Source organism: Faecalibacillus sp. H12 (genome assembly GCF_013361255.1).
Classification (GTDB): Bacteria; Bacillota_I; Bacilli_A; order Erysipelotrichales; family Coprobacillaceae; genus Faecalibacillus; species Faecalibacillus intestinalis.
Genome location: NZ_JABWDK010000002.1, coordinates 25,461 through 51,512, shown reverse-complemented (window position 1 = coordinate 51,512; position 26,052 = coordinate 25,461). Strand labels below are relative to the sequence as shown.

General features: G+C 29.9%; 26 protein-coding genes, 2 tRNA genes and 1 other annotated feature. Of the genes, 9 read left to right on the top strand and 19 right to left on the bottom strand.

Annotated features, from left to right (window positions below; genetic code table 11):
- Positions 1-72: 72 nt before the first annotated feature.
- The 3 genes from HUU89_RS03290 to HUU89_RS03280 form a co-directional block, all read right to left on the bottom strand.
- Positions 73-534: a GNAT family N-acetyltransferase gene (locus HUU89_RS03290; RefSeq protein WP_175300987.1), complete on the bottom strand. Its 462-nt coding sequence runs from the start codon at positions 532-534 to the stop codon at positions 73-75.
- Positions 535-586: 52 nt separating this feature from the next.
- A tRNA-His gene (locus HUU89_RS03285) sits at positions 587-662 on the bottom strand.
- A 28-nt stretch (positions 663-690) separates the two neighbouring features.
- Positions 691-766: transfer RNA gene (locus tag HUU89_RS03280), tRNA-His, on the bottom strand.
- Between the two features lie 130 nt (positions 767-896).
- Here HUU89_RS03280 and HUU89_RS03275 point away from each other — a divergent pair.
- Both HUU89_RS03275 and HUU89_RS03270 read left to right on the top strand, forming a co-directional pair.
- Positions 897-1,664, top strand: coding sequence for a class I SAM-dependent methyltransferase (locus tag HUU89_RS03275; RefSeq protein ID WP_117831859.1), 768 nt, complete (start codon positions 897-899; stop codon positions 1,662-1,664).
- 2 nt (positions 1,665-1,666) lie between these two features.
- Positions 1,667-2,494 carry an alpha/beta hydrolase gene (locus HUU89_RS03270; RefSeq protein WP_175300986.1) on the top strand — a complete coding sequence of 276 codons (828 nt, stop codon included), beginning with the start codon at positions 1,667-1,669 and terminating at the stop codon, positions 2,492-2,494.
- A 23-nt stretch (positions 2,495-2,517) separates the two neighbouring features.
- Here HUU89_RS03270 and HUU89_RS03265 read toward each other — a convergent pair whose 3' ends face one another.
- The gene (locus HUU89_RS03265) at positions 2,518-2,859 is read right to left on the bottom strand and encodes a phenylpyruvate tautomerase MIF-related protein (protein WP_022002858.1); all 342 of its coding nucleotides are present in this window, start codon (positions 2,857-2,859) and stop codon (positions 2,518-2,520) included.
- A gap of 223 nt (positions 2,860-3,082) precedes the next feature.
- Here HUU89_RS03265 and HUU89_RS03260 point away from each other — a divergent pair, with 223 nt between their 5' ends.
- Positions 3,083-3,283 (top strand): cold-shock protein, encoded by a 201-nt coding sequence (locus HUU89_RS03260; protein WP_022002859.1) that lies wholly within the window; start codon positions 3,083-3,085, stop codon positions 3,281-3,283.
- Positions 3,284-3,318: 35 nt separating this feature from the next.
- Here the strand turns inward: HUU89_RS03260 and HUU89_RS03255 are convergent, their stop codons facing one another.
- From HUU89_RS03255 to trxA, 3 genes are all read right to left on the bottom strand, one after another.
- Complete coding sequence (locus tag HUU89_RS03255) at positions 3,319-4,758, bottom strand: L,D-transpeptidase family protein (protein WP_175300985.1); 1,440 nt, start codon at positions 4,756-4,758, stop codon at positions 3,319-3,321.
- Between the two features lie 103 nt (positions 4,759-4,861).
- On the bottom strand, positions 4,862-5,461 hold the full coding sequence (locus HUU89_RS03250; RefSeq protein ID WP_175300984.1) for an HAD family hydrolase: 600 nt from the start codon (positions 5,459-5,461) through the stop codon (positions 4,862-4,864).
- Positions 5,462-5,486: 25 nt separating this feature from the next.
- The gene (gene trxA / locus HUU89_RS03245; RefSeq protein ID WP_147579543.1) at positions 5,487-5,792 is read right to left on the bottom strand and encodes a thioredoxin; all 306 of its coding nucleotides are present in this window, start codon (positions 5,790-5,792) and stop codon (positions 5,487-5,489) included.
- Positions 5,793-5,918: 126 nt separating this feature from the next.
- Here trxA and HUU89_RS03240 point away from each other — a divergent pair, with 126 nt between their 5' ends.
- The 3 genes from HUU89_RS03240 to HUU89_RS03230 all read left to right on the top strand — a co-directional run bounded on the left by HUU89_RS03240 (position 5,919) and on the right by HUU89_RS03230 (position 9,490).
- Entirely contained in the window at positions 5,919-6,776 is an 858-nt protein-coding gene (locus HUU89_RS03240; RefSeq protein WP_032090472.1) for a DegV family protein, read from the top strand.
- A 123-nt stretch (positions 6,777-6,899) separates the two neighbouring features.
- Positions 6,900-8,672 carry a ribonuclease J1 gene (gene rnjA, locus HUU89_RS03235; protein WP_022002864.1) on the top strand — a complete coding sequence of 591 codons (1,773 nt, stop codon included), beginning with the start codon at positions 6,900-6,902 and terminating at the stop codon, positions 8,670-8,672.
- Positions 8,672-9,490, top strand: coding sequence for a metallophosphoesterase (locus HUU89_RS03230; RefSeq protein WP_032090474.1), 819 nt, complete (start codon positions 8,672-8,674; stop codon positions 9,488-9,490). Before rnjA ends, HUU89_RS03230 begins: the two co-directional genes overlap by 1 nt.
- An 87-nt stretch (positions 9,491-9,577) precedes the next feature.
- On the opposite strand, the gene HUU89_RS03225 is transcribed toward HUU89_RS03230, so the two are convergent.
- Genes HUU89_RS03225 through HUU89_RS03205 form a run of 6 tightly spaced genes read right to left on the bottom strand, consistent with a single transcriptional unit; the run spans position 9,578 to position 13,199 of the window.
- Complete coding sequence (locus tag HUU89_RS03225) at positions 9,578-10,711, bottom strand: mannitol dehydrogenase (protein WP_175300983.1); 1,134 nt, start codon at positions 10,709-10,711, stop codon at positions 9,578-9,580.
- A 1-nt stretch (position 10,712) separates the two neighbouring features.
- Positions 10,713-11,147: a PTS system mannose/fructose/sorbose family transporter subunit IID gene (locus HUU89_RS14660; RefSeq protein ID WP_317992320.1), complete on the bottom strand. Its 435-nt coding sequence runs from the start codon at positions 11,145-11,147 to the stop codon at positions 10,713-10,715.
- Positions 11,119-11,535 (bottom strand): PTS system mannose/fructose/sorbose family transporter subunit IID, encoded by a 417-nt coding sequence (locus tag HUU89_RS14655; protein WP_217498412.1) that lies wholly within the window; start codon positions 11,533-11,535, stop codon positions 11,119-11,121. Before HUU89_RS14655 ends, HUU89_RS14660 begins: the two co-directional genes overlap by 29 nt.
- Before the next feature lies 1 nt (position 11,536).
- On the bottom strand, positions 11,537-12,289 hold the full coding sequence (locus HUU89_RS03215) for a PTS mannose/fructose/sorbose/N-acetylgalactosamine transporter subunit IIC (RefSeq protein WP_032090477.1): 753 nt from the start codon (positions 12,287-12,289) through the stop codon (positions 11,537-11,539).
- Positions 12,290-12,302: 13 nt separating this feature from the next.
- On the bottom strand, positions 12,303-12,779 hold the full coding sequence (locus HUU89_RS03210) for a PTS system mannose/fructose/N-acetylgalactosamine-transporter subunit IIB (RefSeq protein ID WP_032090478.1): 477 nt from the start codon (positions 12,777-12,779) through the stop codon (positions 12,303-12,305).
- Positions 12,780-12,797: 18 nt separating this feature from the next.
- Positions 12,798-13,199 (bottom strand): PTS sugar transporter subunit IIA, encoded by a 402-nt coding sequence (locus tag HUU89_RS03205; protein ID WP_032090479.1) that lies wholly within the window; start codon positions 13,197-13,199, stop codon positions 12,798-12,800.
- Positions 13,200-13,509: 310 nt separating this feature from the next.
- Here HUU89_RS03205 and HUU89_RS03200 point away from each other — a divergent pair, with 310 nt between their 5' ends.
- Entirely contained in the window at positions 13,510-15,411 is a 1,902-nt protein-coding gene (locus HUU89_RS03200; RefSeq protein WP_032090480.1) for a BglG family transcription antiterminator, read from the top strand.
- Positions 15,412-17,148: 1,737 nt separating this feature from the next.
- On the opposite strand, the gene argB is transcribed toward HUU89_RS03200, so the two are convergent.
- Genes argB through argC form a run of 3 tightly spaced genes read right to left on the bottom strand, consistent with a single transcriptional unit; the run spans position 17,149 to position 20,307 of the window.
- Positions 17,149-18,021 (bottom strand): acetylglutamate kinase, encoded by an 873-nt coding sequence (argB, locus tag HUU89_RS03195; RefSeq protein ID WP_175300982.1) that lies wholly within the window; start codon positions 18,019-18,021, stop codon positions 17,149-17,151.
- 11 nt (positions 18,022-18,032) lie between these two features.
- Positions 18,033-19,256 (bottom strand): bifunctional ornithine acetyltransferase/N-acetylglutamate synthase, encoded by a 1,224-nt coding sequence (argJ, locus tag HUU89_RS03190; protein WP_119363666.1) that lies wholly within the window; start codon positions 19,254-19,256, stop codon positions 18,033-18,035.
- Positions 19,257-19,269: 13 nt separating this feature from the next.
- Positions 19,270-20,307: an N-acetyl-gamma-glutamyl-phosphate reductase gene (gene argC / locus HUU89_RS03185; RefSeq protein ID WP_175300981.1), complete on the bottom strand. Its 1,038-nt coding sequence runs from the start codon at positions 20,305-20,307 to the stop codon at positions 19,270-19,272.
- Between the two features lie 39 nt (positions 20,308-20,346).
- Positions 20,347-20,557, bottom strand: a binding site (T-box leader).
- A gap of 186 nt (positions 20,558-20,743) precedes the next feature.
- Here argC and HUU89_RS03180 point away from each other — a divergent pair.
- Both HUU89_RS03180 and argH read left to right on the top strand, forming a co-directional pair.
- The gene (locus HUU89_RS03180) at positions 20,744-21,955 is read left to right on the top strand and encodes an argininosuccinate synthase (RefSeq protein WP_032090484.1); all 1,212 of its coding nucleotides are present in this window, start codon (positions 20,744-20,746) and stop codon (positions 21,953-21,955) included.
- Between the two features lie 39 nt (positions 21,956-21,994).
- Positions 21,995-23,371 carry an argininosuccinate lyase gene (argH, locus tag HUU89_RS03175; RefSeq protein WP_032090485.1) on the top strand — a complete coding sequence of 459 codons (1,377 nt, stop codon included), beginning with the start codon at positions 21,995-21,997 and terminating at the stop codon, positions 23,369-23,371.
- A gap of 21 nt (positions 23,372-23,392) precedes the next feature.
- On the opposite strand, the gene HUU89_RS03170 is transcribed toward argH, so the two are convergent.
- The 3 genes from HUU89_RS03170 to argF form a co-directional block, all read right to left on the bottom strand.
- Complete coding sequence (locus tag HUU89_RS03170) at positions 23,393-24,205, bottom strand: MurR/RpiR family transcriptional regulator (RefSeq protein ID WP_175300980.1); 813 nt, start codon at positions 24,203-24,205, stop codon at positions 23,393-23,395.
- On the bottom strand, positions 24,198-24,956 hold the full coding sequence (locus tag HUU89_RS03165; RefSeq protein WP_175300979.1) for a metallophosphoesterase: 759 nt from the start codon (positions 24,954-24,956) through the stop codon (positions 24,198-24,200). The genes HUU89_RS03170 and HUU89_RS03165 overlap by 8 nt, the downstream gene beginning before the upstream one ends.
- Before the next feature lie 73 nt (positions 24,957-25,029).
- Entirely contained in the window at positions 25,030-26,028 is a 999-nt protein-coding gene (gene argF, locus HUU89_RS03160; RefSeq protein WP_175301102.1) for an ornithine carbamoyltransferase, read from the bottom strand.
- Positions 26,029-26,052: the final 24 nt, after the last annotated feature.

The window sequence follows — 26,052 nt, the reverse complement described above, 5'->3', positions numbered from 1 at the left end:
ACTTCACCCTTCCTTTATTTAAGTATATAAAAGAAATGTGTAAATCTTGTGAAAAAAAGAACCAAAATGGTTCTAAAGACGTTTTTTCAACATTGTAATATTTTCTCTTGCCCAAACTTCTTTAAAGCCTAAATCAAGAAAAAGATTTTTGGCTGGATTATTTGTTTCAATATCATCACATAAAAAGCGAAGACCATTTTCTTTAGCTTGTTGACATAAAAGTTCTAAAGCTTCTTTCCCTTTACCTAAATGACGATATTTAGCTTCAACAATAATATTAAGAACATACTCACGATATTCTTCTTCAAAATAGTAAGAAACTTCTCCAATATATTTTTTTAAAGTATCATCATAAATATAGGCATAGTAATATTTAGCATCATTCATCCATAAAGCATACCAAGGTTGCCAGATTTTTTCATTGAAATCAACAGTTCCCCCATTGTTTTTATTAAAGGACATGGTTTGAGGATCTTTTAAGAGCTTTTTACGGTATTTTAATTCTTCAATTTGAGGTTGTACTAATTTAATCATATTCTTCTCCATAAACAAAAAAATCCTTTATTAAGGACTTTATCTTCACTAATGGGGCGGACGATGAGAATCGAACTCACGAATGCCGGAGCCACAATCCGGTGCGTTAACCACTTCGCCACGTCCGCCATGGACTATTATTATACAGTTAAAAAATGGGGCGGACGATGAGAATCGAACTCACGAGTGCCGGAGCCACAATCCGGTGCGTTAACCACTTCGCCACGTCCGCCGTATCAACTGCATGTATTAATTTACACTATTTCATGAATTTTGTAAAGTATTTTTTACAAAAATATCTACATTCTTTTTAAGATTTATTATACAATAAAAAAGAATATAATAATGAAAAGGATAAGTGTATGAATGAATTAGAAAATTATTATGGAAAATTTTGTGAAGACAAACGTCTTTTAAGAAAACATGGACAAGTAGAATATCGTACTTCTATGAAATATATTCATGATTATTTAAAAGCTGGTGATCGCATTTTAGATATCGGTGCTGGTACAGGAAGATATTCTGTCGCTTTAAGTCAAGAAGGTTATGAAGTAGACGCTATTGAACTTGTGAAATATAATCTTGGAATGTTAAAAGCAAAGAAAAGTAATGTGAAAGCCTATCAAGGAACTGCTTTAGATTTATCACGCTATCAAGATGAAACTTTTGATTTAACACTTTTATTTGGACCAATGTATCACCTTTTTAGTTACGAAGATAAACTTAAAGCATTGTCTGAAGCTAAACGTGTAACTAAAACAGGAGGAGTTATTTTAGTTGCTTATGTCATGAATGATTATAGTGTACTTGTTCATGGCTTTAGAGATGGTCATATTAAGGAAGCTTTAAAAAGTGGGAAAATTGATGAACATTTTCAAACACAAACCAATATCGATGATCTTTATAGTTATGTCAGAATCGAACTGATCAATCAATTAAATCAAGATTTGAATTTAAAAAGAATTAAGATTATTGCTGCTGATGGACCAGCAGATTATATGCGTCCTATTTTAAATAAAATGGATGACGAAACATTTGAACTTTTTATGCAATACCATTTATCTACTTGTGAAAGATTAGATATGATTGGCGTAAGTTCTCATACTTTAGATATATTAAGGAAGGTGTAGTTATGGCAATCATTAAATTAAATTATTTATCAAAAGCATTACTTAGAACTGTTGATGTTACTGTTGTTTTACCAACAGATACATTAGATATGGATACAATGACATATAATCAAAAGAAGGAATATAAAACACTTTATTTATTACATGGTATCTTTGGTGATCAAAATGATTGGCTTTATGGTACCCGTATTCAAAGATTTGCGAGTGAAAGAGGATTATGTGTCGTGATGCCAAGTGGAGAAAATATGTTCTACGTTGATCAAGAAAATACGCATAATTTATACAGTCAATTTATTGGGGAAGAACTTGTAGAAATGACACGTGCAATGTTCCCTCTTTCTCATAGAAAAGAAGATACTTTTATTGCTGGTCTTTCAATGGGAGGCTATGGTGCTATTGTCAATGGTTTAAAGTATTACAATACTTTTGGTTTTATTGCCGGTCTTTCAAGTGCTTTGATGTTAGATGATTGGGTAGATTGTAAACCTCCTATCATTCAAGGGGTTGACGCTAAAAAATATTATGAAAGTTTATTTGGCGATATAACAAAATTAAAAGAGAGTGATAAAGATTACTATGCTTTAGTAAAGAAAATCCCTCATGATCAACTTCCTAAAATGTATATGTGTATTGGAACGGATGATTTATTACTTGCCACAAATCGTAAATATCGTGACTTTTTACTTGAAGAAAAAGTAGATTTAACTTATGAAGAAGGACCTGGAAATCATGAATGGGATTTCTGGGATCGTTATATTTTAAAAATTTTAGACTGGCTTCCTTTAAATAAAAAAGATGGAGGTTTAAATAGTGGCCACGTAAGCAAATAAGAGCAGGATAACCTGCTCTTATTTTAAATCAACGTTTGATTAAGTCCCCAATGATCAAATTCATGGAAAATAACATAAATATTATCAGCTTCGATTTTCGTTGTTTCATGAATCATTTGAATCATCGCTTCTGTTAATTTTTTCTTATCATCAAATTCTGCACTTTTATAAAGATTGATTTCAATCATCATACAAGGAGTTTCTTCTCCTTTAAAATACATAATTTGATCATCTTCCATATGAATCATCAAAGCTTTTTCTGTTTTACCAGGAATAAGTGAAATGAGTTCCCCCGATTTTGATTTAATTGTATTTTCTTGTCTTAAGGTTAATTTATGATTTGTTTTAAATGATATATATGGCATAATAATTCCTCCTCTTCTTTCTATTTTATCATTAAAAAAATAAATTGAAACTGTTTACAAAATATTTTTTGTAATGATATAATAGATATGCAAAGGTTTTATATGATTTTCCAAAATATCTCAAATATGAGGAAGTTGTATTTCACTTTATGTACACAATCTCATATTTGCGATTTTATACATAGAGTATTTCCATTTGTAATTTTTATAGGAGGTACCAGACATGGCTGTCGGAAAAGTAAAATGGTTTAATGCCGAAAAAGGATTCGGATTCATCACTAGTGAAGAAGGAAAAGATATTTTCGTTCACTTCTCTGCAATTCAAGCTGATGGATACAAAACATTAGAAGAAGGTCAAACTGTTGACTATGATGTAGTAGAAACTGATCGTGGTCCACAAGCACAAAACGTTGTTGTAAAATAATGTATAGAAAAGAGATTGCTGATGCAATCTCTTTTTTATCTATAAACAACGACTGGTAAATTAACATAAATTTGTGAATATAAGCTTCCAGCAAATCCTGTTGGTAAGTTAATACATCCATGTGAACCGCTATTAATATAAATATCTCTACCAAACGTACTTCTCCATGAAGCATCATGTAGCCCTATACCTTTATTAAATGGCATCCAATAAGAAACAGGTGATTCGTATTCATATTTCCCATTTGGTTGTTTTGTTCCTCTTAAAACTCTATTTCTTTCCTTATTATAAATATAATATGTACCACTTGGTGTAAGTCTTGTAGGATCACTTTCTTTACCACTTACAAAATCACTTTCTAAAACAACACTTCCATCTTTAACAAACCATAAATGTTGTTTTGTAATATTGATTTCTAAATAAGTCGTTCCTAGTCCACCATTTTCTCCTGATGGAAGTTGTCCTGTATGTTCAGGTATTCTATTATTTTCACTTTTATTTTCATTGATCATTTTTAATAATGCACTTACTTCACTATCAGTAGAAACTCTAAATCCATAAGTTCCTCCACTGACTGTATGACTTTGTCCATCTTTTCCAGTAAACGTTCTTGTTGCACCAATGGAATTATATTGACTTGCAAGTTCTTTAACAAAGGCAGTTAATTTTTCTTTAAAAACACTTTCATCTTTTGTATAACTTCCATCATCTTGTTTATTTAACCAAGTAATAAGTGTACTTCCATCTAAAGCAATTTCTTTTCCTTTAGGTGTTGTATATGTAATTGCTGATAAACAATATTCATTTGCTGCCTTTAATTGATTATTCAAATCTTGATCATCTTTGTAAACTTGAGGTTTAACATAACCATTTGCTTTTGTAACATCTAATTGTTGTTTTCCTTCACTTAAAGCTACCTTGATATTTTTAACTAATTCTTCAATATTAAATTTTGATCCTAACGTTTCTTCAATAATTGAAAAATTTCCATCTTTATATTGAATACAGGCATCTGTTGGTGCAATTTGATTTTCTTCTTTAGCATGTTCCATTGATGCTATACCATTTGTTAAGTTTTCATCACTGATTTGTATTAAATCAGTTAAAGTATTTTTTTCATTTTTAAAGAATCCTATAAACCAAGCCCATTTATTTTGATTTTTCATTAATTGATTCAATGAATTATCTTTATTATAAGATACACCTAATTGAGCTGATTGTAATACTTCACTTTGTCCATCATTAAAAATCAATTTTAATGATTGTCCATTTACTTTCTTAGATAATTGATCATTTGCTTTTTGTAATGTCATTCCTCCAACATCACTCCCATTGACCATTGTTCCATTTAAAAACTTATCATTGTAATATAGCATTCCTGCTAAATAAACAATAAGAAGAACCAAAACAACGATTCCGCAAATTAAAACAGGCTTTTTATGATTTGAATACCAATTATTCTTCTTTTTTGTCATAAATATTCTCCCTCTCTTACATTTCCGCACCTATTTTATCACAAAATATTTATAGGTAAAGAAAAAGTATGGTATTTATCATAAAAAATGATAATCCATACTTTTATAAGATATTTTCTATATATTTTTCTAATTCTTGTATATTTTGATGATAAACAAAGCCTTTCATACCAACTTTTATAGCTGCGTCTATATTTTCTTTTAAATCATCAACAAAAAGGCATTCATTAGCTTTTAGATGATAACGGCTTAAAAAATCTTGATAAATATCTAAATTTGGTTTTACTTTTTGATATTTTGCAGATATATAAAGCTCTTTAAAATGTTGAAAAATAGATTTTGATTGATAATATTGATAAAATTGCATTGAACAATTAGACAACAAATAAAATTGATATCCTTTACCCTTATATCTTTTAATAAATTCTTCCATTTCATCAAACTGATCAAAATAATCAAACCAATGTTCAAAAGCATACACAATTAAATCCCTTTTTTCATCAGTAATTTGTTCAATTAATTGTTTTTTGGCATCTTGTAAAGAAAGAACCCCTTGATCGAGTTGTGCCCATTGTTTTGTTTGGAATAAATGTTTAATAATATAATCTTTTTCTTCTAAAGAAGATGCAAGCTGACTTGCAATATAGGAAACATCCCATTTACAACAGACATTTCCCATATCTAAAACAATATTTTTTATCATATGTAAAAAATAGGCAAACTGCCTATTATAATAAAGGATTAAGTTTTTCTAAGATAACATCTTTTCCAACAAAACCACTAATTTGATCAACAGCTTGACCATCTTTAAAAAGAATTAAATGTGGAATAGATTGAATTCCATATCTTCCTGCTAATGAAGGATCTTGATCAACATCTACTTTTGCAAATGTAACTTTTGGTAACTCTTGAGCAACTTCTTCTAAAACAGGAGCTAACATTTTGCATGGTCCACACCAATTAGCAAAGAAATCAATCACAACAACACCTTTAGAAATAACTTCATCAAATTGTACATTTGTAATAACTTCCATAATTTCACCTCCATTATATTATGCCAAAACTCTTTTTTTTTACAAGTGATATGCTTATATTATTTGAATTTTATCGCTATAACTGTTATTATGTGCTTGTGATTATACTAGAAATGGAGTGGTATTATGAAAAAAGTCGCAGTTGTGACTGATAGTAATGCAGGTATTCGTCAAAAAGAAGCAAAAGAACTTGGTATTTTTGTTTTGCCAATGCCTTTTACTATTGATGATCAAACATACTATGAAGATATAAATTTAACTCATGAAGAATTCTTTGAAAAACAATTAAATGGTGCAGAAATCTTTACTTCTCAACCTGTTGTAGGAAACGTTAAAGAATTATGGGATCAAATTTTAAAAGATTATGATGAAATCGTTCATATTCCAATGTCTAGTGGATTAAGTGGTTCGTGCCAAACAGCTATGATGCTAGCACAAGAATACGATAATCGTGTTTTTGTCGTAGACAGTCAACGTATCTCTGTTACTCAAAAATATGATGTCATTGATGCTAAAAGATTAGCTGATCAAGGAAAATCAGGACAAGAAATTTGTGATATTTTAACTGAAAATAAATTAAATGCTTCTATTTATATTACTGTTAATACACTTGATTATTTAAAAAAAGGTGGTCGTATTACCCCTGCTGCTGCTTTATTGGGTGGGATGTTAAAAATTAAACCTATTTTACAAATACAAGGTGAAAAATTAGATTCTTTCGCTAAAACTAGAACAATGGCTAGAGGAACTAAAATCATGAAAGAAGCAATCGCTAAAGATATTAAAGAACGCTTTGATGATGACTATCATAACGTGCATATTTGTGTCGCTTACACTTATGATGAAGCACCCGCTTTAGAATTAAAAAAAGAACTTGAAGAACTTTATCCAGGTGAAAATATTATTTGTGATCCTTTATCATTAAGTGTTTCTTGTCATATTGGACCTCATTCTCTAGCAATTGCTATATGTAAAAAAATTTAAGATTCTCGTTTGAGAATCTTTTTTATTTTTGGATATAATAATTTGACTTTTTTCATTTTGATAGTCTATAATACATTTTAAGTTTATGCTATAATAAAACAAAAAAATATAAGGAGGTCATTTATGCAAGAAAAGCCAATCCATAATAAATATAATGGCAATAAAAATACAAAAAATAAAAATTTTAATCGTCATAGATCAACACATAAAAACTATAAAAATACAAAACATAATAAAACAATCGATACTAAAGTTTATGCTTTAGGTGGTTTAAATGAAATTGGAAAAAATATGTATTGTGTTGAACACGATAATGAAATTATCATTATTGATGCTGGGGTAAAATTTGCTGAAGAAGGTTTACCTGGTATTGATTATGTCATTCCAGATTATAGTTATTTAAAACGTAATGAAAACAAAATTAGAGGATTATTGATTACTCATGGTCATGAAGATCATATTGGAGGAATTCCTTTTTTACTACAAGTTGTAAAAATACCATTCATTTATGCTTCTCCCCTTGCTTGTGCGATGATTACAAGAAAGTTAGAGGAAAAGCGTTTAACAAATGCAACGCACTTGATTCGTATCGATGATGAATATCAAATAAAAACTAAATATTTTAATATTGGTTTCTTTAAAACCAATCATTCTATTCCTGAAAGTTTAGGAATTATTATTAATTCTCCTAACGGACGAATTGTTTCAACAGGTGACTTTAAGTTTGATTTAACACCTGTAGGAGATCCTGCTGATTTCCAAAAAATGTCGTTTTTAGGTGAAACTGGTGTTACTTTATTATTAAGCGATTCTACCAATGCTGAAGTTCCTACTTTTTCTAAAAGTGAAAAGCAAGTAGCATATGCTGTTCAAGAAGAATTTAGAAAAACTGAAGGACGTTTAATTGTAGCAACTTTTGCTTCCAATGTTCACCGTGTCCAACAAATCGTAGAAGCAGCAGTTAAATTTAATCGTAAAATTCTTGTTTTTGGTCGTTCAATGGAAAATAACATCCAAGTATCAAGACAAATGGGTTATATTAAAGCACCTGATTCTTTCTTTATCAGTAATAATGAAGCAAAAAAATTACCTGATAATGAAATCTTAATTCTATGTACAGGAAGTCAAGGAGAAGCTTTGGCTGCGTTAAGTCGTATTGCTAATGGAACACATAAATTCGTTAAAATCAAACCTGGAGATACTGTTGTCTTTTCATCAAGTCCAATTCCAGGAAATGCATCAAGTATCAATGTTGTTGTTAACCGCTTATTTAGAGCAGGTGCCAAAGTTTTAGTCAATACAGCGTTCAATAATTTGCATACTTCGGGACATGCAAGTCAAGAAGAACAAAAATTAATGTTATTACTTACAAAACCAAAATATTTCTTCCCAGTGCATGGAGAATATCGTATGTTGAAAATTCATGCTGAACTTTCTCAAGAAGTAGGTGTTCCTAAAGAAAATACATTTGTTTTAAGTAATGGAGATACAATTTTACTTAATAAAGGAACTGCTCGTTTAGGACCAAGAATTCATGTAGATGATATTTATGTTGATGGTAATGATCTTTCAGGTTTATCAACTGCTGTTTTAAGGGATCGTCAAATCTTATCTGAAGATGGTATGGTTTCTGTTTTAATTGCTATGGATTCACATGAAGGAAAGTTACTTACAAAACCTGTGATTATTTCTCGTGGATTTGTCTATATGAAAGATAGTTTTCCAATGATTCGTGAAGCTGAAAATTTAGTTGGCCAAGCTTTAGGTCAATTACTTGCAGGAAAAACAACTTTTGGTGAAATCAAAAATACAACAAGAGATGTTCTTTCTCAATATTTTTATCGTAAAACAAAAAGAAATCCAATGATTATTCCTGTTATTATGAATAAAAAATAATGAAAAAATTAATCAAGAAATTTAAAAAACTATTTCTTATTGTTCTTTGTGTTCTTGTTGCTTTATGTATTTTTCAATGGTATGAACAAAGCCAAGATCGCTGTTCAATTACAAAAACAACATTTACAGAAAATTCATTACCGAAACAATTTAATGGGTTTACAATTGGATATCTTTCAGATTTGAATTTATCTGAAAAAAACGATTTAACAAGATTAAACAGTATTATTCAAGATTTAAACGCTAAAAACTTAGATATGATCCTTTTTGGGGGCGATATTTTTAATGAAAGTAGTTTTGAAAACAATCAAGTTTCAAAAGTATTAAAGAAACTTCAAAGTCATTATGGAAAATTTGCAGTACTAGGAGATAAAGATCAAAATGATTCTTCTACCTGTTCAAATATTTTAACAGAAGCTGGTTTTGAAGTATTGCATAATGAAGTTAGAAATATCTATTATAAAGAAGATATTATTCAATTAATTGGTTTAGAAAATACAGGAGATTGTTCTGGTTTGATTAACGAAACCAACGAAAAGAGTTATAAAATAGCACTTATTCATCAACCTGATTATTTTAAAGAAATAAGTCAGTACTCCATTCAATTACAATTATCTGGGCATACATTAGGTGGTTATTATAAAATACCATTTATTGGTGGGATTGAAACGAAGGATAAAGGTAAGAATTATGTAAATGGAAAGCATACAAAAAATAAGACAACTTTATTGATTTCTAATGGTTTCAATAAAGAAAGTAGTGAAAATCATCGTTTTTTAACGCGTGATGAAGTGAACATAATTACATTAAAAAGATAGAGAATTAACCATCCCATACAACATTTAAAAAAGCGTGAAAGCCACTGATATCAACGGTTTTCACGCTTAACTGTCAAAAACGGGATTTTATCTTATTTTTAAATATTCATTTTGTATCTTCTTTATAATTGGATGCATTTCATCAACACCAATCACATTGCTAATTGCCTTTTTAATTCCCTTTTCAAGGATAAGATTTTGAATCTTTTTTGCTGATATGTCTTCTTTACAATCGTAACTCATGCCATACGCAATTGCTTTAATCAAATTTGGACATTCAATATTATTTTCCATACAAATCATCGCTATTCCCGTTAATCTATCATTTCTGGATAGTTTTCTAATTGGATCCAATGCAACTCTTGTAATATATTCCCTTTCTTCTCCATTTGGTTTCGGTGCATCAACAAAATCATCTAATTCTTCTGCTGTAATTTCAAACGAGGATAAAATACCTTTTTTTGCTTCTAAAACACAAGCTTCCATAATTGTTTTAATATCTTTATTTTTACTCGCTTCTTCAATAGTTTGATATCCGTACTTATAACCAACATACGCACATGCTGCATGCGGTGAATTATAGGTAAATAATTTAATATCTTTCATCATTTCCAAATTATTATTCAATTCAAACCATTTAAATTTAGAAACATCAAAATAGACAGGACTTTGTATTAATAACGTTTGTACTATCTTCGTAGTTAATTGAACAGCATCTTTTGCATCTGAATTAGAACTTCTTCTAATAATCATGTCCCGTAGCGCAACATTTGAACAGTACCATTCCTTTTCGATTTTTAGATCATCTAATAAGAAATTTTCTAATTTTGACATCATGTGATTTTTATTTGTTCCACATAAAATTGTTAATTTTTGTTCATAATTACTTTTTATTCTCTTTTGTAAAGAAAACTTCAATTTACTTAAAGCTTCTTTTATATCTTCAGGATATAATGCCAAAACGATAACATCAGCATTAAGGATAGATTCATAACTATTAGTGTAATCATCAATAAGATATGCATGATAATGATCAATAATATGTTTTTCGTTATAATTTTCATATAGGGCTTCAACTATATAACTATTCTTCTCGTTTAATGAATTAATAACGTTTTCATCTTTATCAATAAAAGTTATATTCCATTTATTTTCATAAAATATATCACCAAATGTTCCTTTTCCTTCCTTACCTGCCCCTACTATCACTACATTTTTCATCCTATAAAACCCCCACAAATGAAGCCACTAAACAAATAGCTACAATTCCAATAGCTAAAACTCCATAATTAACTTTTCCTTTTTTTAAGAAATAATAAATACCAAACACTGCACACAAAGGTAGTAAACCTGGTACAATACTATCTAAAATTTCTTGGACAACTAGCGTTTGCCCTTTTGCTATTTCAAAAGATAATGGTGTTATTATTTTAACAAAATTACTTGTTAATGCCCCCATCATGAATAATCCTAAAATACTTGTTCCAAAAATAAGTTCCTTGATCCATCCCTGTTGTAATATAGATTTTACTGAATCCTTTCCAACAGTATAACCGAAATTCGTTAAATACCTACCAATAATAAAAGTTAAACATGTAAATACCAAAGGAATAAATGCCCCTAATATATTACCCGATGATGCGAAAGTAACAGCAATACCATAAATGATTGTTTTTAATGTGCCCCAATCGATTGTGTGCTAATGGACCCATCAATCCTGTTTTTAACGATGTAATTGCCTCTCCTGGTATTTGCTTAGTTTTTGCTTTTTCTTCTTCCATAGCAATTGCAATTCCTAAAATTGGTGAACCCCAAGTTGGTTCGGTATTAAAAAAGTTTAAATGTCTCTTAACCGCCTCTCCAAATTCTTCTTTATTTGGATATAATTTTTTTAAAACAGGAATGATACTATAACAAAACGATAATGATTGTAGTCTTTCGTATGAATTTGACATCTCAGCTGAAAGCCAATATCTAAACCATGATTTATTAACTAATTTTTTCATATCTTTCTCAACAGTTTTGTTTTTTTCTACTTCATCCATATTAAATAGCTCCCTCCATATTTTTTTCTCTTCTCAATAAAACAATTAACAATGCAATACAAGTTCCAAAAATAGCAGCGGCCATTACATTAATTTTTAAATATTGAACCATGAAAAATGCAATAATGAAAAATGGTAAATATTGTTTTTTTCCAATAATATAAATTGTCATTGCAAATCCCATTGCTGGTAAAATACCTCCTGCAACACTTAATCCATGTGTAATCCATTCAGGCATAGAAGCTAAAATATTTTGCACTGTACCAGCACCTGCATATGTAATCGCAAATACAATTGGGAATCTTAAAAAGAATCCTAAAATTACTGGATACACAATTGCACAACGTTCAATCTCTTTTATGTTTCCAACCTCTGCCATTTTATCTGCTCTATGAAGAAAAACAGCATTGATAATTCTTCTAAGTTGATCTTGTAAAACTCCAATTAATCCAAAGGGCATCGCTAAAACAACTGCTTGTCCAGGATCCATTTGACTAACTAAAGCAATTGGAATTGCTACACATCCAGCCAAACATTCATCAGCCGGCAAATTTCCTCCATTTCCTACTAATCCTAAATATACCATTTGAATACTTGCAGCAATAATCATTGCTTGTGATAAATTTCCATAAATCAATCCAAATGGTAGCGCCATTACTAATGGCTGACATAAAATTGCATGTAATGTATATCCCACTTGTGTTCTGGCAATCCAATACCATAATCCAGCACAAATCGCTAATGATAATTCCATTTTTTTATCCCCCTTATTTTATCATTTTCATTAAATCAGATTTTGTATCTTCTGGTATAACCTGCATATCAATATACACACCAGAATTGGCAATATCTCTTAATTTATTAATTTCCTCTTCATTAAGAAAAATAGCTTTGTATATTGCTTTTTTTCCTACACCGCTTGGTAATCCTCCAAGTTGAATATGTTCCATTTTAAATTGTCTTAAGTAAAGTTCATAAACTGTTTCAATGTTTTTTAATAAAATTAAAAGTCTTTTATTACTATATTTATGAGTGCCAGTATTTTTCATAAAATCATCAATGCTTAAAATTTCTACAATAATTCCATTGGGAGCAGAGGCCTTATATATTTCTGACATAAAACTATCTTTTGAGAGTTCATCATCAACAACAACAATAACATTTGCTTTAGAATAATTTAACCATTTTGTAATAACTTGTCCATGGATAAGTCTACTATCTACCCTAATTAATCCTATTTCCATTTTAGTTTCCCCTTTCCATCATTTTTCTAAAACTATTTCTCTTAAATTAAATATACTATTCTTTTTAACATCAACTGCAATATTCACGAGTTCTTTAAGTGTTTTTATATCTCTATTAATTAATACTTCCAACATCATCGGCAAATTCAAACCTGTTACACATTCAAAATCTAAATTATTTAAATTTGCAAATGATGCGTTAGAGGGAGTCCCCCCAAACATATCGGTAAGCACTAACACACCTTCTTCATTTTCCAATTCTTTAATTTTATTTTTCACTTTACTTTTAAACATATCAAAATCATCTTCTACAAATAAGCCTAGCGCCTCAATATTCTCTTGCTTTCCAGCAATCATTTCTGCACTTTTAATTAATTCGTTACCAAAATTCCCATGAGTTACTACTAAAATATTTATCATGCACTATCACCTCCATCTCTATTTCAAAATAAGTAAGAATACATAATGATTATTACCATTTTTTACCCTCCTTCTACATTATTCTATTCTTATAATCCTTACTTTCCTTACAATGTGATTTTATCACAAATCAGTTTTTAGATATTTACATACTTTTTCCTAAAATTAATGAAACAATTTGGTTGTATTTTTTTTCAAAAATTTTATGAAAAACAGTGCAATAAAAATCAAATTGTAAAATCTTTTCTCTATTAAGGTTTATGATATAATAAATATACTTATAATATTATTAGATTAGGAGGTATTTTTTATGCTCACCAAACGTCAAATTGAAATATTATTAAATTTATTTTCAAACTTAGATGCACCTGTTTCTCTACAGGTCTTTACAGATCAGTTTCATTTAAGCCTTCGTTCTATACAAACTGATATTGCTGAAATAAAGGAAACCATTAAAGAACATGGTTTATATATCGAAAATAACAAAAATTGTATTTGTATGTCTATCACTAATCAAGAAACTGCTAATATATTTATGAATTCAATCATACAAGATTATAACCTTAATCAATTTTTTGAAGATCAATCTTCTCGTATTTCCTATATAATTTCTAGGTTGTTAGATTCAAATGATTATTTAAAAAGTGCAGATTTAGCAGATGAAATGTATATAAGCCGTTCCCAAATATCCAATGACATTAAATTAGCTAAAAACATGTTATCTTCATATCATTTAACTCTTATATCTAAACCTTATTATGGTATTAAAATTATTGGCAAAGAAAATGATATTCGTAATTATATTATTCAAGAAAAATTAAAAATTAAAAATCTGGTTTGTGATGAGATTACACATTCTTTTAGTTCACATGAACATATTGATGATATAAATAATATTGTTATTAAAATTCTCACTCATTCACATTATATAATTTCTGATATTGCCCTTCAAAACCTTATCTTGCATATTGTTACTGCTGTTAATCGTATTAAGTCAGGTCATCTTATTCATATGGATTCACTAAACATATCGCCAGTGTATGCACATGTCATCGAAATTTCAAAAAATATATTAGAAAAATGTGCAGATATATATAATTTTGAGTTTAATGATGATGAAATCTTTTTTCTAGCTTTAAATTTATATGGTAAAAGAGAATTTGATAAACAAGAATTTATTACTGATGAAATTAATAATTTAGTTTTTTTAGGCTTATATAAAATCAAAGAAATATTTGGTTTAGATTTTACCTCTAATCTCAATCTACGAATATCATTAGGTTTACATATTTTACCTCTTTTAACTCGTATAAATACTAATATGCAGTTAAGAAATATTATGACATTCAATATTAAGCAAAAATACACACTTGCATATGATCTAGCTTCTACTTTCACCAATACAATTATACCAAGTGATAAAAAAATTTTAGATGATGAAATTGCATATGTTGCTTTACATTTTGTAAATTATATAGATGAAAATTCTCCACAAAAAAAGAAAAGAATGTTAATCATTAGTTCTTTAAGAAGGAGTGAGACTATTTTGCTTCAAAATAATATTTTGAGAAATTTTCCATCAATAAAAGAAGTTAAAATTATTTCTAAAAATTCGTTATCAACTACTAATGTGAATAATTATAATGTAATATGTACAACTGAAAATGATATATTCATTAATAATAATAAAATACAAAAAATTTCTTATTTTTTAAATGACACTGATATCAAGAAAATTGAATTACTTCTAGATGGGTTCAATGGTCCAAAAGATATTTTGGATTGTTTTAGTGAAGATTTGTTCTATTATGGAGATGCTCCATCTAAAAACGCCGTTATAAAATGGCTTTATGAAATGGCTTATAAGCAAGGCTTAGCAGATGAAAAACTATATCATTCAATTATGAATCACGAAAATGTTACTTCCACTTATTTTGGTAATTATTTAGCAATACCACATCCTGAAATTTTTTTAAGTGAAACATCTTTCATTTCTGTTGCTATATTACCAAAACCCATTTTATGGGATGATGAATATGTAGATATTGTTTTTCTTGTTTCAATACAAAAAAATAATCCTAACGCCTTTAAATTATGGTCTTACTTATCATTTTTAATCTCAAATAACACAACATTAGAAGAAATCAAAAAAGAACCTACTTTTCAAAATCTTTCTAAAGTCATTTCAAAAATATATGAAGATTTATTTTAGCCAAATAAATATCCACCGGTTTAGCCGGTGGTTTTACATTTGCGGGCATAGCCCTACTTTCTAAGCGCATGTCTCAAGACACTCCTTATGCCTACAGCTACCGCGTGCACTCTGTATTTACTTAGTTTTTCCCTTTTCCTTTTTTAAACAGGTCTTCCAAATCCAGTGTCAGCTGTTCACTTTCCTGATCATCTTTTAATTGACTCACTATATAATTTTTTATTCTTTTCGTATTCTCTCCTACTGTATCTTTTTATTGTGGTAGATATATAAGCTCTCACCAACCTCATATATATCAACCCTAAAGTCTATATTCAGGTGGAACGGAATATTTTTTATCTTTGTATGATATGAGATGTGTTGATGGTACATTCTGGCGTAAATGTTCATTTATATATGAATCAAGCACTATCTTGTTTGACAATGGTTTTAGATATTCTTTGTCTTTTTCAAAAATAGTATTTTTTGATTGTATGCCTGTCCTTTTTTGTACTTTCTTGAAAGGGCAGAAATGTTTGGTTTAATGTTTAGTTCTTATGTAATTCTTATTTCTCCAATTAAATTTTTTTCCATTATGATTAATCATCCTAAGGAGATTGTATCAAAAATAAAAGATAACCTTTATCTAGTTGTAGTATTTTCACCATTATTGGTGATTTTTACTACGCCCGAATTGGTTATCTTTATATTAACCTTATTATTCAACATTATTTTCTTCCAAAGAAAGAGATCTCATGATAATATCTTTAATAGGGATTAGCCTCCTCTCATGTATGATTTTAGTAGGCAAAACAATCATATCATGAGAGGCCTTTTTTATATGCAATAAGGGTACCACATAAATATTTAAAGGGTACCCCTATTTAAATAGAGTAGAGGGAGAATAATTATTCTCTCCCCTCTCATTGCACCGTACGTACAGGTCTCGTATACGGCGCTACATTTATATGGCAATTCAACTACCCTAGATAGTATTTCATGGAATTGACCAAACCTGGTCTTTCCCTTTTATTTATGGCTAGTATGTCCGCATTTATCAAGAAATTAACTACACTTCCATTTGCACGTTTGTACCAACCTAATCTTGAATTGGCCACTGCATATATTTGTTCTTCACTGAACTTGTATGGCAATTTCTTGTTTAATAGTTGCAGACTCTTGTATACTCATGTTGTTGTTTCTTCCTTCATTTGTAAATATATTTGAAACCATTCCCTCTACCTTCATCTCCTTGGAATTACGATTTCCAATTATAAGATTATCCTCGATTTCGAACTGTTCAAACATTGCTTATGATAAACAAACATCATATAAACATTAGGTCCTTCAGTATTTGGTGTTATACCTACTATGACCTCAGCTGACTTCTTGTGATAAACCTTTTTCGACCAACGGTACCATCACTGCTTTTAAAGTTTACTGGACTTCGTTGTTCACAAGACCTCCCGGGGTAATTCACTAATCCTATTTCCTTTACAACGTCTTGATTTACTGTCTTGGTTTTACGTTTACCTTTTGGATTTCGATTTGTGCTGCAATCTCATCCACCATTTAGCCTTATATCAAGTTTCTGTTCGTACGCTCAAAGGAATCACTACACCACTTCTTTCATCCTTGCCATCACTGACAACAACTTGTGGTTCATTACACTTGGCGGTAAATACCTGTGGTTGGTTTATTTCCAACTGAATTAGTGCCATGCACGACACACAATGATAAAAAGATAGTGCTTTCGCACTATCTTTTTATCATTGTTCCAACACCCTTTTTAGTAAAGATTTCTATTAATAAGCTATGTTCTAATCTACCATCTAAAATATGAACACGCTTAACATCATTTTGTACTGCCTCTAAACAGTTTTTAAGTTTTGGAATCATACCGCCGGTAATAATACCACTTTCAAATAATTCTTTAGCTGATTCAGTATCAATTTTTGAAATCAATGTTTCTGAGTTATTTGGATCTTCTAATACACCTTCAATATCCGTCAAGAAAACAAGTTTACTTGCTTTAACAGCGCGTGCAATTGCTGTAGCAACATCATCTGCATTAATATTATAAGCATGATATTTTTCATCAAGACCAATTGTTGAAACAATTGGAGTATATCCTTGATCTAATAAAGTATTGATAAGTGTTGTATCCACATGAGTAATCTTTCCAACAAAACCAATATCTTCACCTTGAGGCATTACTTTTTCTACTGTGATCATATTGCCATCTTTTCCAGATAGACCAACAGCATGTGTTCCAATTTGTTCTAAATGTGTTACAAGACCTTTATTGATTTTTCCAGATAAAACCATTTCCGCAATTTCTAAAGTATCTCTATCAGTAACTCTTAGACCATTTTTAAACTCACTTTTAATTTGTACACGGTCTAACATTCTATTGATGTCTTTTCCCCCACCATGAACGATAATTGGTTTTAACCCAACTGATTTTAAAACTGCAATATCTTTTAAAACGCTCTTTTTGATGATTTCATTTGTCATTGCACTTCCACCATACTTAATAACAACAATATCACCTTCATATTTTTGCATATATCCAAGCGCTTCTACTAAAATTTCCGCTTTATTAATTTCCTTCTTAAACTCTTGTTGCATCTCTTTTCCCCCTACGAACGATAATCAGCATTGATTTTGACATAATCATAAGTCAAATCACATCCCCAAGCTGTTGCCTTTGCATCAGCAATTTTCATTTCAATATTTGTTTTTACATAATCACTCGATAAAATCTTAGTTGCAAATTCTTCACTATAATCTGTAGCCATCCCATTTTCTACAAGTTTTAAATTGCCAAATTCACTTTCTATATATAAATCTACTTGATAAGGATCAAATTCTTCCCCAGAATATCCCATCGCACATAAAAGTCTTCCCCAATTTGCATCATTTCCAAAAATAGCTGTTTTTACAAGTGGTGATGTGCAAACACTTTTAGCAATTACTTTTGCTTGTTTAACATCTTTTGCACCATTTACATTTACTTCTAATAATTTAGTAGCCCCTTCTCCATCACTTGCAATACATTTAGCTAAGTATTCATTAACATAATATAAAGCTTCTTTAAATGTTTGATAATCTTCATCTTCTTTTACAATTTCATCATTACCAGCTAAACCATTAGCAAGTAATAAAACAGTATCATTTGTTGAAGTATCTCTATCTACAGAAATCATATTAAAAGTATCTGGAATAACTGATTTTAATGCTTTATTTAATAATTCTTTAGAAATATTTAAATCAGTTGTAATAAATCCAAGCATTGTTGCCATATTTGGATGAATCATCCCTGAACCTTTACAACATGCTCCAATAGTTACCGTTTTTCCTTTTACTTCAATTTCAATAGCTAAATGTTTTGGTTTTGTATCTGTTGTCATAATTGAAGTAGCTACATCAATTCCTGCTTGATGATCATCTTTTAATTGTTTTAAAGCTTCATCAATCCCTTTTTCAATTGGATCAGTAGATAATTGTTTACCAATGACTCCTGTTGAACAAATCAATACTTTTTCTTTTTCTACATTTAAAGCATTTCCTACAATATTTGCGAATTTTTCATTTGCTTCTTCACCAAGTTTTCCAGTACAAGCATTGGCAATCCCACTATTAATCGCAATAGCCTTTACTGTATCACTGTTTTCTACAACTTGTTTATCCCATAAAACAGGAGCCGCTTTTACCATATTTGTTGTAAAAGTTCCTACTGCTTTTGCTTCAACATCAGAAACAATTAAAGCAAAATCTTTATTTCTCTTTTTAATACCAATATGTAATCCAGCACCTTTATACCCTTTTGGATTAGTAACTGTTCCATCTTCTATTATTTTCATACTCTTTTTCCCCTTATAAAACTGCAGGTGCTAACATAAGACCTGTCTTTTCATCTAAACCAAACATAATATTCATATTTTGAATTGCTTGACCAGCAGCTCCTTTAACTAGATTGTCCATGGCTCCCATCATAATCACTCTATGTGTACGAGGATCTACTTTATAAGCAACATCAACAAAGTTTGAACATTTTACATTTCTTACTTCTGGAACATTTCCTTCTTTTAAGACACGTACGAAATATTCATCTTTATAAAGATCATACGCTTTTTTAACATCTTCCTCACTTACTCCTTTTTTTAATGAAGCGTAAGCTGTAATTAAAATTCCTCTATTCATTGGAATAAGATGAGGTGTGAAGTTAAGTAATACTTTTGATGAAGAAGCATACCCTAATTGTTCTTCAATTTCTGGTGTATGACGATGACTTGCTACACCATAAGCTTTAATACTTTCATTCACTTCACAATAAAGATTTTGAACTTTTGCTCCTCTACCAGCACCACTTGTTCCACTCTTTGCATCAATAATCAACGTATCCATATCAATAAGTCCTGCTTTAGCAAGTGGATAAATCGATAAAATAGAACATGTTGGATAACATCCAGGATTAGCAATCAGTCTTGCATTTTTAACATCTTCTCTATTGATTTCACATAATCCATAAACAGCTTCTTGAATAAATTCAGGTGAAGCATGTTTAATTCCATACCATGATTCATAAGTTTCAACATCTTTAATACGATAATCCGCAGATAAATCAATAACCTTTACTTTCTTTAAAACATTTTCATTGACCATCTTTGCACAGACCCCTTGAGGCGTTGCAAAGAATACAACATCAACATTATCTAAATATTTTTCAATATCTTCATCTACACACTTTTGATCTAATAAAGTGAAATAACTTTTATAAACATCACTATATTCTTGATCACTATATGTTCTTGATGAAACCCATTCAATATTGACATTGGGATGTGTTAATAAAAATCTTACAAGCTCACATCCTCCATAACCAGTTGAACCAACAATTCCGACATTAATCATTCTACTTTTCCCCCTATAAAAAATAAAAAGCCGTCTCTAAATAGAGACGACTGATCGCGTTACCACTCTAATTGTTGTAAGTTGACCTTACAACCTCTTTCATCTTTAAGGCAGATCTACCAAAAGATATACTTCTATTTCCATCTTTTCTCTCGTAAATGCGCTTCGTCTTTACTTCCATTCCTATCTTCCATCAACATAGGATCGCTCTTATTTCCATAAAGACTACTCTTTTAGTCTTCGAGTTTAAAACCATTATATGACAAATTTCCATTTTGTCAATAATGATTTATTAAGAAAAAAATTTTTTAATATATAATAAAGATGGGGCTTACTTTTTGGGTCTACAACATTTCGACAAGTATATTGCATATTTGAAAAAAGTAGTTTATGATAATAATAATTTATAAGATAAAAAATAAGGGGGAAACTATAAATGAAAGAAAAAGTTGTTTTAGCTTATTCTGGTGGATTAGATACAACTGCGATCATCCCATGGCTAAAAGAAAACTATGATTGTGAAGTTATTTGTTGCTGTATTGACGTTGGTCAAAAAGAAGAATTAGACGGTCTAGAAGAACGTGCTAAAGCTTGTGGTGCAAGTAAACTTTATATCAAAAATGTGGTTGATGAATACGTAGAAAATTACATTATGCCTACTGTTCAAGCAGATGCTGTATTTGAATACAAATACTTATTAGGGACTGCAACTGCTCGTCCATTAATTGCAAAAGTACTTGTTGATGTTGCTCGTCAAGAAGGTGCAACAGCAATTTGTCATGGTGCCACTGGTAAAGGAAATGACCAAATTCGTTTTGAATTAGGTATTAAAGCTTTAGCTCCAGATTTAAAAATCATCGCTGCATGGCGTGATCCAAAATGGACAATGGATTCTCGTGAATCTGAAATCGAATATTGTAGAGCTCATGGTATCAATTTACCTTTCTCTGCTGATAATAGTTACTCACGTGATAGAAATATTTGGCATATTTCTCATGAAGGATTAGAACTTGAAGATCCATCATGTGCTCCAAATTATGATCACTTATTAGTATTATCAAATTCTCCAGAAAAAGCTCCAGAAGAAGATGTTCACTTATCAATTGATTGGGAAAAAGGTGTTCCTGTTGCTTTAAATGGTGAAAAGATGTCTCAAAGAGAAATCTTAGAAAAATTAAATGAAATCGGTGGTCAACATGGTATTGGTATTATCGATATCGTTGAAAACCGTGTTGTTGGTATGAAATCAAGAGGTGTTTATGAAACACCAGGTGGAACTATCTTAATGGAAGCTCACCAACAATTAGAAGAACTTATCTTAGATAGAGAGACACTTAAATATAAACGTCTTGTTTCTGTTGAATTTGCTGAACTTGTTTATGCTGCTAAATGGTTCTCACCACTTAGAGAAGCATTAACTGCTTTTGTTGATAAGACTCAAGAATATGTAACAGGTACAACAAACTTTAGATTATATAAAGGAAATATTATTAAAGAAGGTACAACTTCTCCTTATTCATTATATGATGAAGATATCGCATCATTTAAAACTGGTGATTTATATGATCATCATGACGCTGAAGGATTTATTACTTTATATGGTCTTTCAACTAAAGTACGTGCAATGAAATTAAATAACAAAAAATAAAAAGAGCCCACTGCTCTTTTTATTTAAAGGAGGAAATTTATGAATTTATGGGGTGGAAGATTTACTAAACCTACAAACCAACTTGTTTATGATTTTAATGCTTCTATTAAATTTGATAAAACTTTTGCCAGTCAAGATATCAAAGGAAGTATCGGTCATGTAAAAATGTTAACAAAACAAGAAATCTTAACACAAGAAGAAGGTCAACTAATTGAAAAAACTTTAAAAGAAATTTTAAATGAAGTTGAAAATGGAACATTAGAAATCGATGAAAACTTTGAAGACATTCATAGTTTTGTCGAATCAACATTGATTGATCGTATTGGTGATACTGGTAAAAAATTACATACTGGTAGAAGTAGAAATGACCAAGTTGCTTTAGACATGAGGCTTTATACAAAAGATCAAATCGAAATGTTGAATACTTTACTTGTTGATTTATTAAAAACCATTCATGAAATCATGAAAGAACATATCGATACCATCATGCCTGGTTTTACCCATCTACAAAAAGCACAACCAATTACTTTAGCTCATCATATGGGAGCTTATTTTGAAATGTTTAAGCGTGATCAATCACGTTTACATGATATTTATGAAAGAATGGATTATTGTCCATTAGGTTCTGGGGCTCTTGCTGGAACAACTTATCCCTTAGATAGAGAATACAGTGCTGAAATTTTAGGTTTTAAAGGACCTTGTTTAAATAGTATTGATGGCGTTTCTGATCGTGATTATTTAATTGAACTTTTAAGCGCAATGTCTACAATGATGATGCATATGTCACGTTTATCTGAAGAAATGATTATTTGGAATACAAATGAATATCAATTTATTGATTTAGATGATACTTTCTCAACCGGTTCTTCAATCATGCCACAAAAGAAAAACCCTGATATTTGCGAATTGATCAGAGGGAAAACAGGACGTGTTTATGGTGCCCTTATGGGATTTTTAACAACTATGAAAGGTCTTCCTCTTGCTTATAATAAAGATATGCAAGAAGATAAAGAAATGTATTTTGATGCTTTAAATACAACTAAAGGATGCCTTCAATTATTAAGTGATATGTTAAAATCAACAACATTTAATAAAGATAAAATGAAAAAATCAGCTACTGGTGGTTTTACAAATGCAACTGATGCTGCTGACTATCTAGTAAATAAAGGTGTACCATTTAGAGATGCTCATGGTATTATTGGTCAACTTGTTTTATATGCAATTAGCCAAAACAAAGATCTTGATGAACTTTCTCTAGAAGAATTAAAAAATATCTCTGATGTTTTTGAAGAAGATGTTTATCAAGCAATTGATGTCAACACTTGTGTCAACAAAAGAAATACAATTGGTGCCTGTGGTCAAGAGATGATGAAAAAAGTCATCGCTTTAAATGAAGAATATTTAAAACAATTTTAAAAAGGGCGTTTGCCCTTTTTCTTATACTCTTCCATATTTTATATGATAAAGTGCTTCTAATAATTCAAAAATGTACGTAATCGAAAACTTACCAATCAAAGATAAATGATCTGTTCCTACTTGAATAATCATATCAAATTGCTCTTGATATGGTATATTTTCTACTTGAGTAATACATATTTTATGTGCTTTACTTTTTGCAATCTCTCTTAACATATCTGGATGATCTTGCCAATAACCTCCTGCAATCGAAGAAACAATAATCAAATCATTTTCTGTTAAATCATGAACCACTTCTTTTTGACTTTGTAAAGGATACATTCCTGTACATTTCTTTCCTAAATAAGATAATTCAATTTGTAGTTGCATGGAAACTGACTGAGTAAAAAAGTTTCCCGCAAAACAAATTTCATTACTTTGATAAATAAGATCTACCAGTTTTTCTAATTCTTCAAATTCGATCATTTCATAAGTTGATCTTAAGTTTTGTACAATATTTTCAAAATGATCGCTAAATAAATCTTTGGTTGTTTTTCCTTCAATAGGAAAAACAGGCAATTGATGATCAAATTGCATACGCATGGAGTCATGATTAAAATAACGTAAATTCATGGTGACATCCATTTTAAAGTCACTAAAACTTTCATAATTTAATTTTCGACACAACCTTGAAATCGTCGCTGTAGAAACAAAACACATTTCTGCCACATCCGTAATATTATATTCTGGTATTTTATTAATATTTTCTAAAATCATCTTTGCTGCATTGGAATAAACATCATCTACTTTTGATGTATTGATAAAATTAATTAAAGCATAAAAAGCACTACGCATCGTTTACCTCACTCATTTTAAGGACAAATACTTGTCCATCATCTAAACAAATACAATTAAGTTGACCTCTTTCTCCTAAAGCAAGTCCCCCATCAATTCCAATTTTATTATGAAATTCATCATCATACCAAACATTAAAACTTTGATTTCTATTAATAAAACAAAGTGGGGTATGACCAAAAATATAAGTCTTATTTAAATCACATTCGCTTAAAAAGAAATAATCACGAATCCATAAAAGAGTATCCTCTTCTTGATCATCAAGATTTCTTTCAGGATCAATTCCAGCATGAACTAGAACATAATCTTTATTATTGACTGTTAATTCTAAATACAAAGGTAAGTTTTTAAGATAATTATAGAGATTTCTTAAAAAAACATTTCTTACAATGGTGTAATCACAATGATACAATTTCTTTTTACGTAGATATGAACGGATATTTTCAATCGTTTTTTCTCCGCCATTTTGTGACCAAAGCTTAAATTCACAACTTGGAAAATCAAAATCATCGTGATCAATGGCTTCTTTTAAAGCCTCTTGCATCATATATTCATGGTTTCCTTTGAGTAAGGTAATATTATCAAATTTTTGAATATAAAAATAAATATCCAAACTACAAGGTCCACGATCACAAATGTCTCCAAGTATATAAAGTTGATCATGACTATTAAATTGTATTTTATCTAACATTCTTTTGAATATTTCAAAATTACCATGAATGTCAGAAAGTACATATGTCTTGCCTTTCATGATGATCACCTAAAATTATCATAGCACAAAATTAAACAATTTGCTTAAAAAAGAGTTAATTTTAAAAAGATGCTTACGCATCTCTTCCAATTGTCGCTACCATAACTGCTTTAATTGTATGCATTCTGTTTTCAGCTTCATCAAAAACAACAGAATTCTTTGATCTAAAGACTTCATCTTCAACTTCACGAATATCGATTCCTTCGTCATGTTTTGTTTTAGCAACAGTTGTTTCAAAATCATGGAATGATGGTAAACAATGCATAAATAATGTTGAATCTTTACCTGTTTTACTCATCATTTCTTGAGTAACTTTATATGGTGACAACATTTCTACTCTTGGTTTATACAAGCTTTCATCTTCACCCATACTTACCCAAATATCTGTATAAATAACATCTGCATCTTTTACTGCTTCATCTACATTATCTGTCACTTCAATTGTTCCACCCGATTTTTTAGCTTCTTCCTTACAATAATCAAGTACTTCTGGATCGATATGTAATGATTTTGGACCAAGGCAAACAAAATGCATTCCCATTTTAACAGCTCCATACATTAAACCATAACATACATTGTTACGAATATCTCCAGTAAAGACAAATTTAATATCTTCTAATGGTTTATCTAAATGTTCTTCAATTGTAAGAAAATCAGCAAGTGTTTGTGTTGGATGATCAACATCAGTTAAGCCATTCCAAACTGGAACTCCTGAATATTTAGCAAGAGCTTCTACTGTTTCTTGTTTAAATCCTCTAAATTCAATACCATCATACATTCTACCTAATACTTTAGCTGTATCTTCAATGGATTCTTTTTTCCCCATTTGTGAGTTACTTAAAAATGTAGCATGTCCACCTTCATCTAAAGCAGCCACTTCAAATGAACAACGTGTTCTTGTTGATGTTTTTTCAAAAATCAAACATACATTTTTCCCTAATAAATGTTGTCCAATTTTTCCTGCTTTTTTATCAGCTTTTAATTGATGTGCTAAGTCCAATAAATATCTAATTTCTTCTTTTGAATAATCTTTTAATGTTAAAAAATGTCTATTTTTAAGATTCATAATAATCCCCCTTTTAATAACCATTATTTT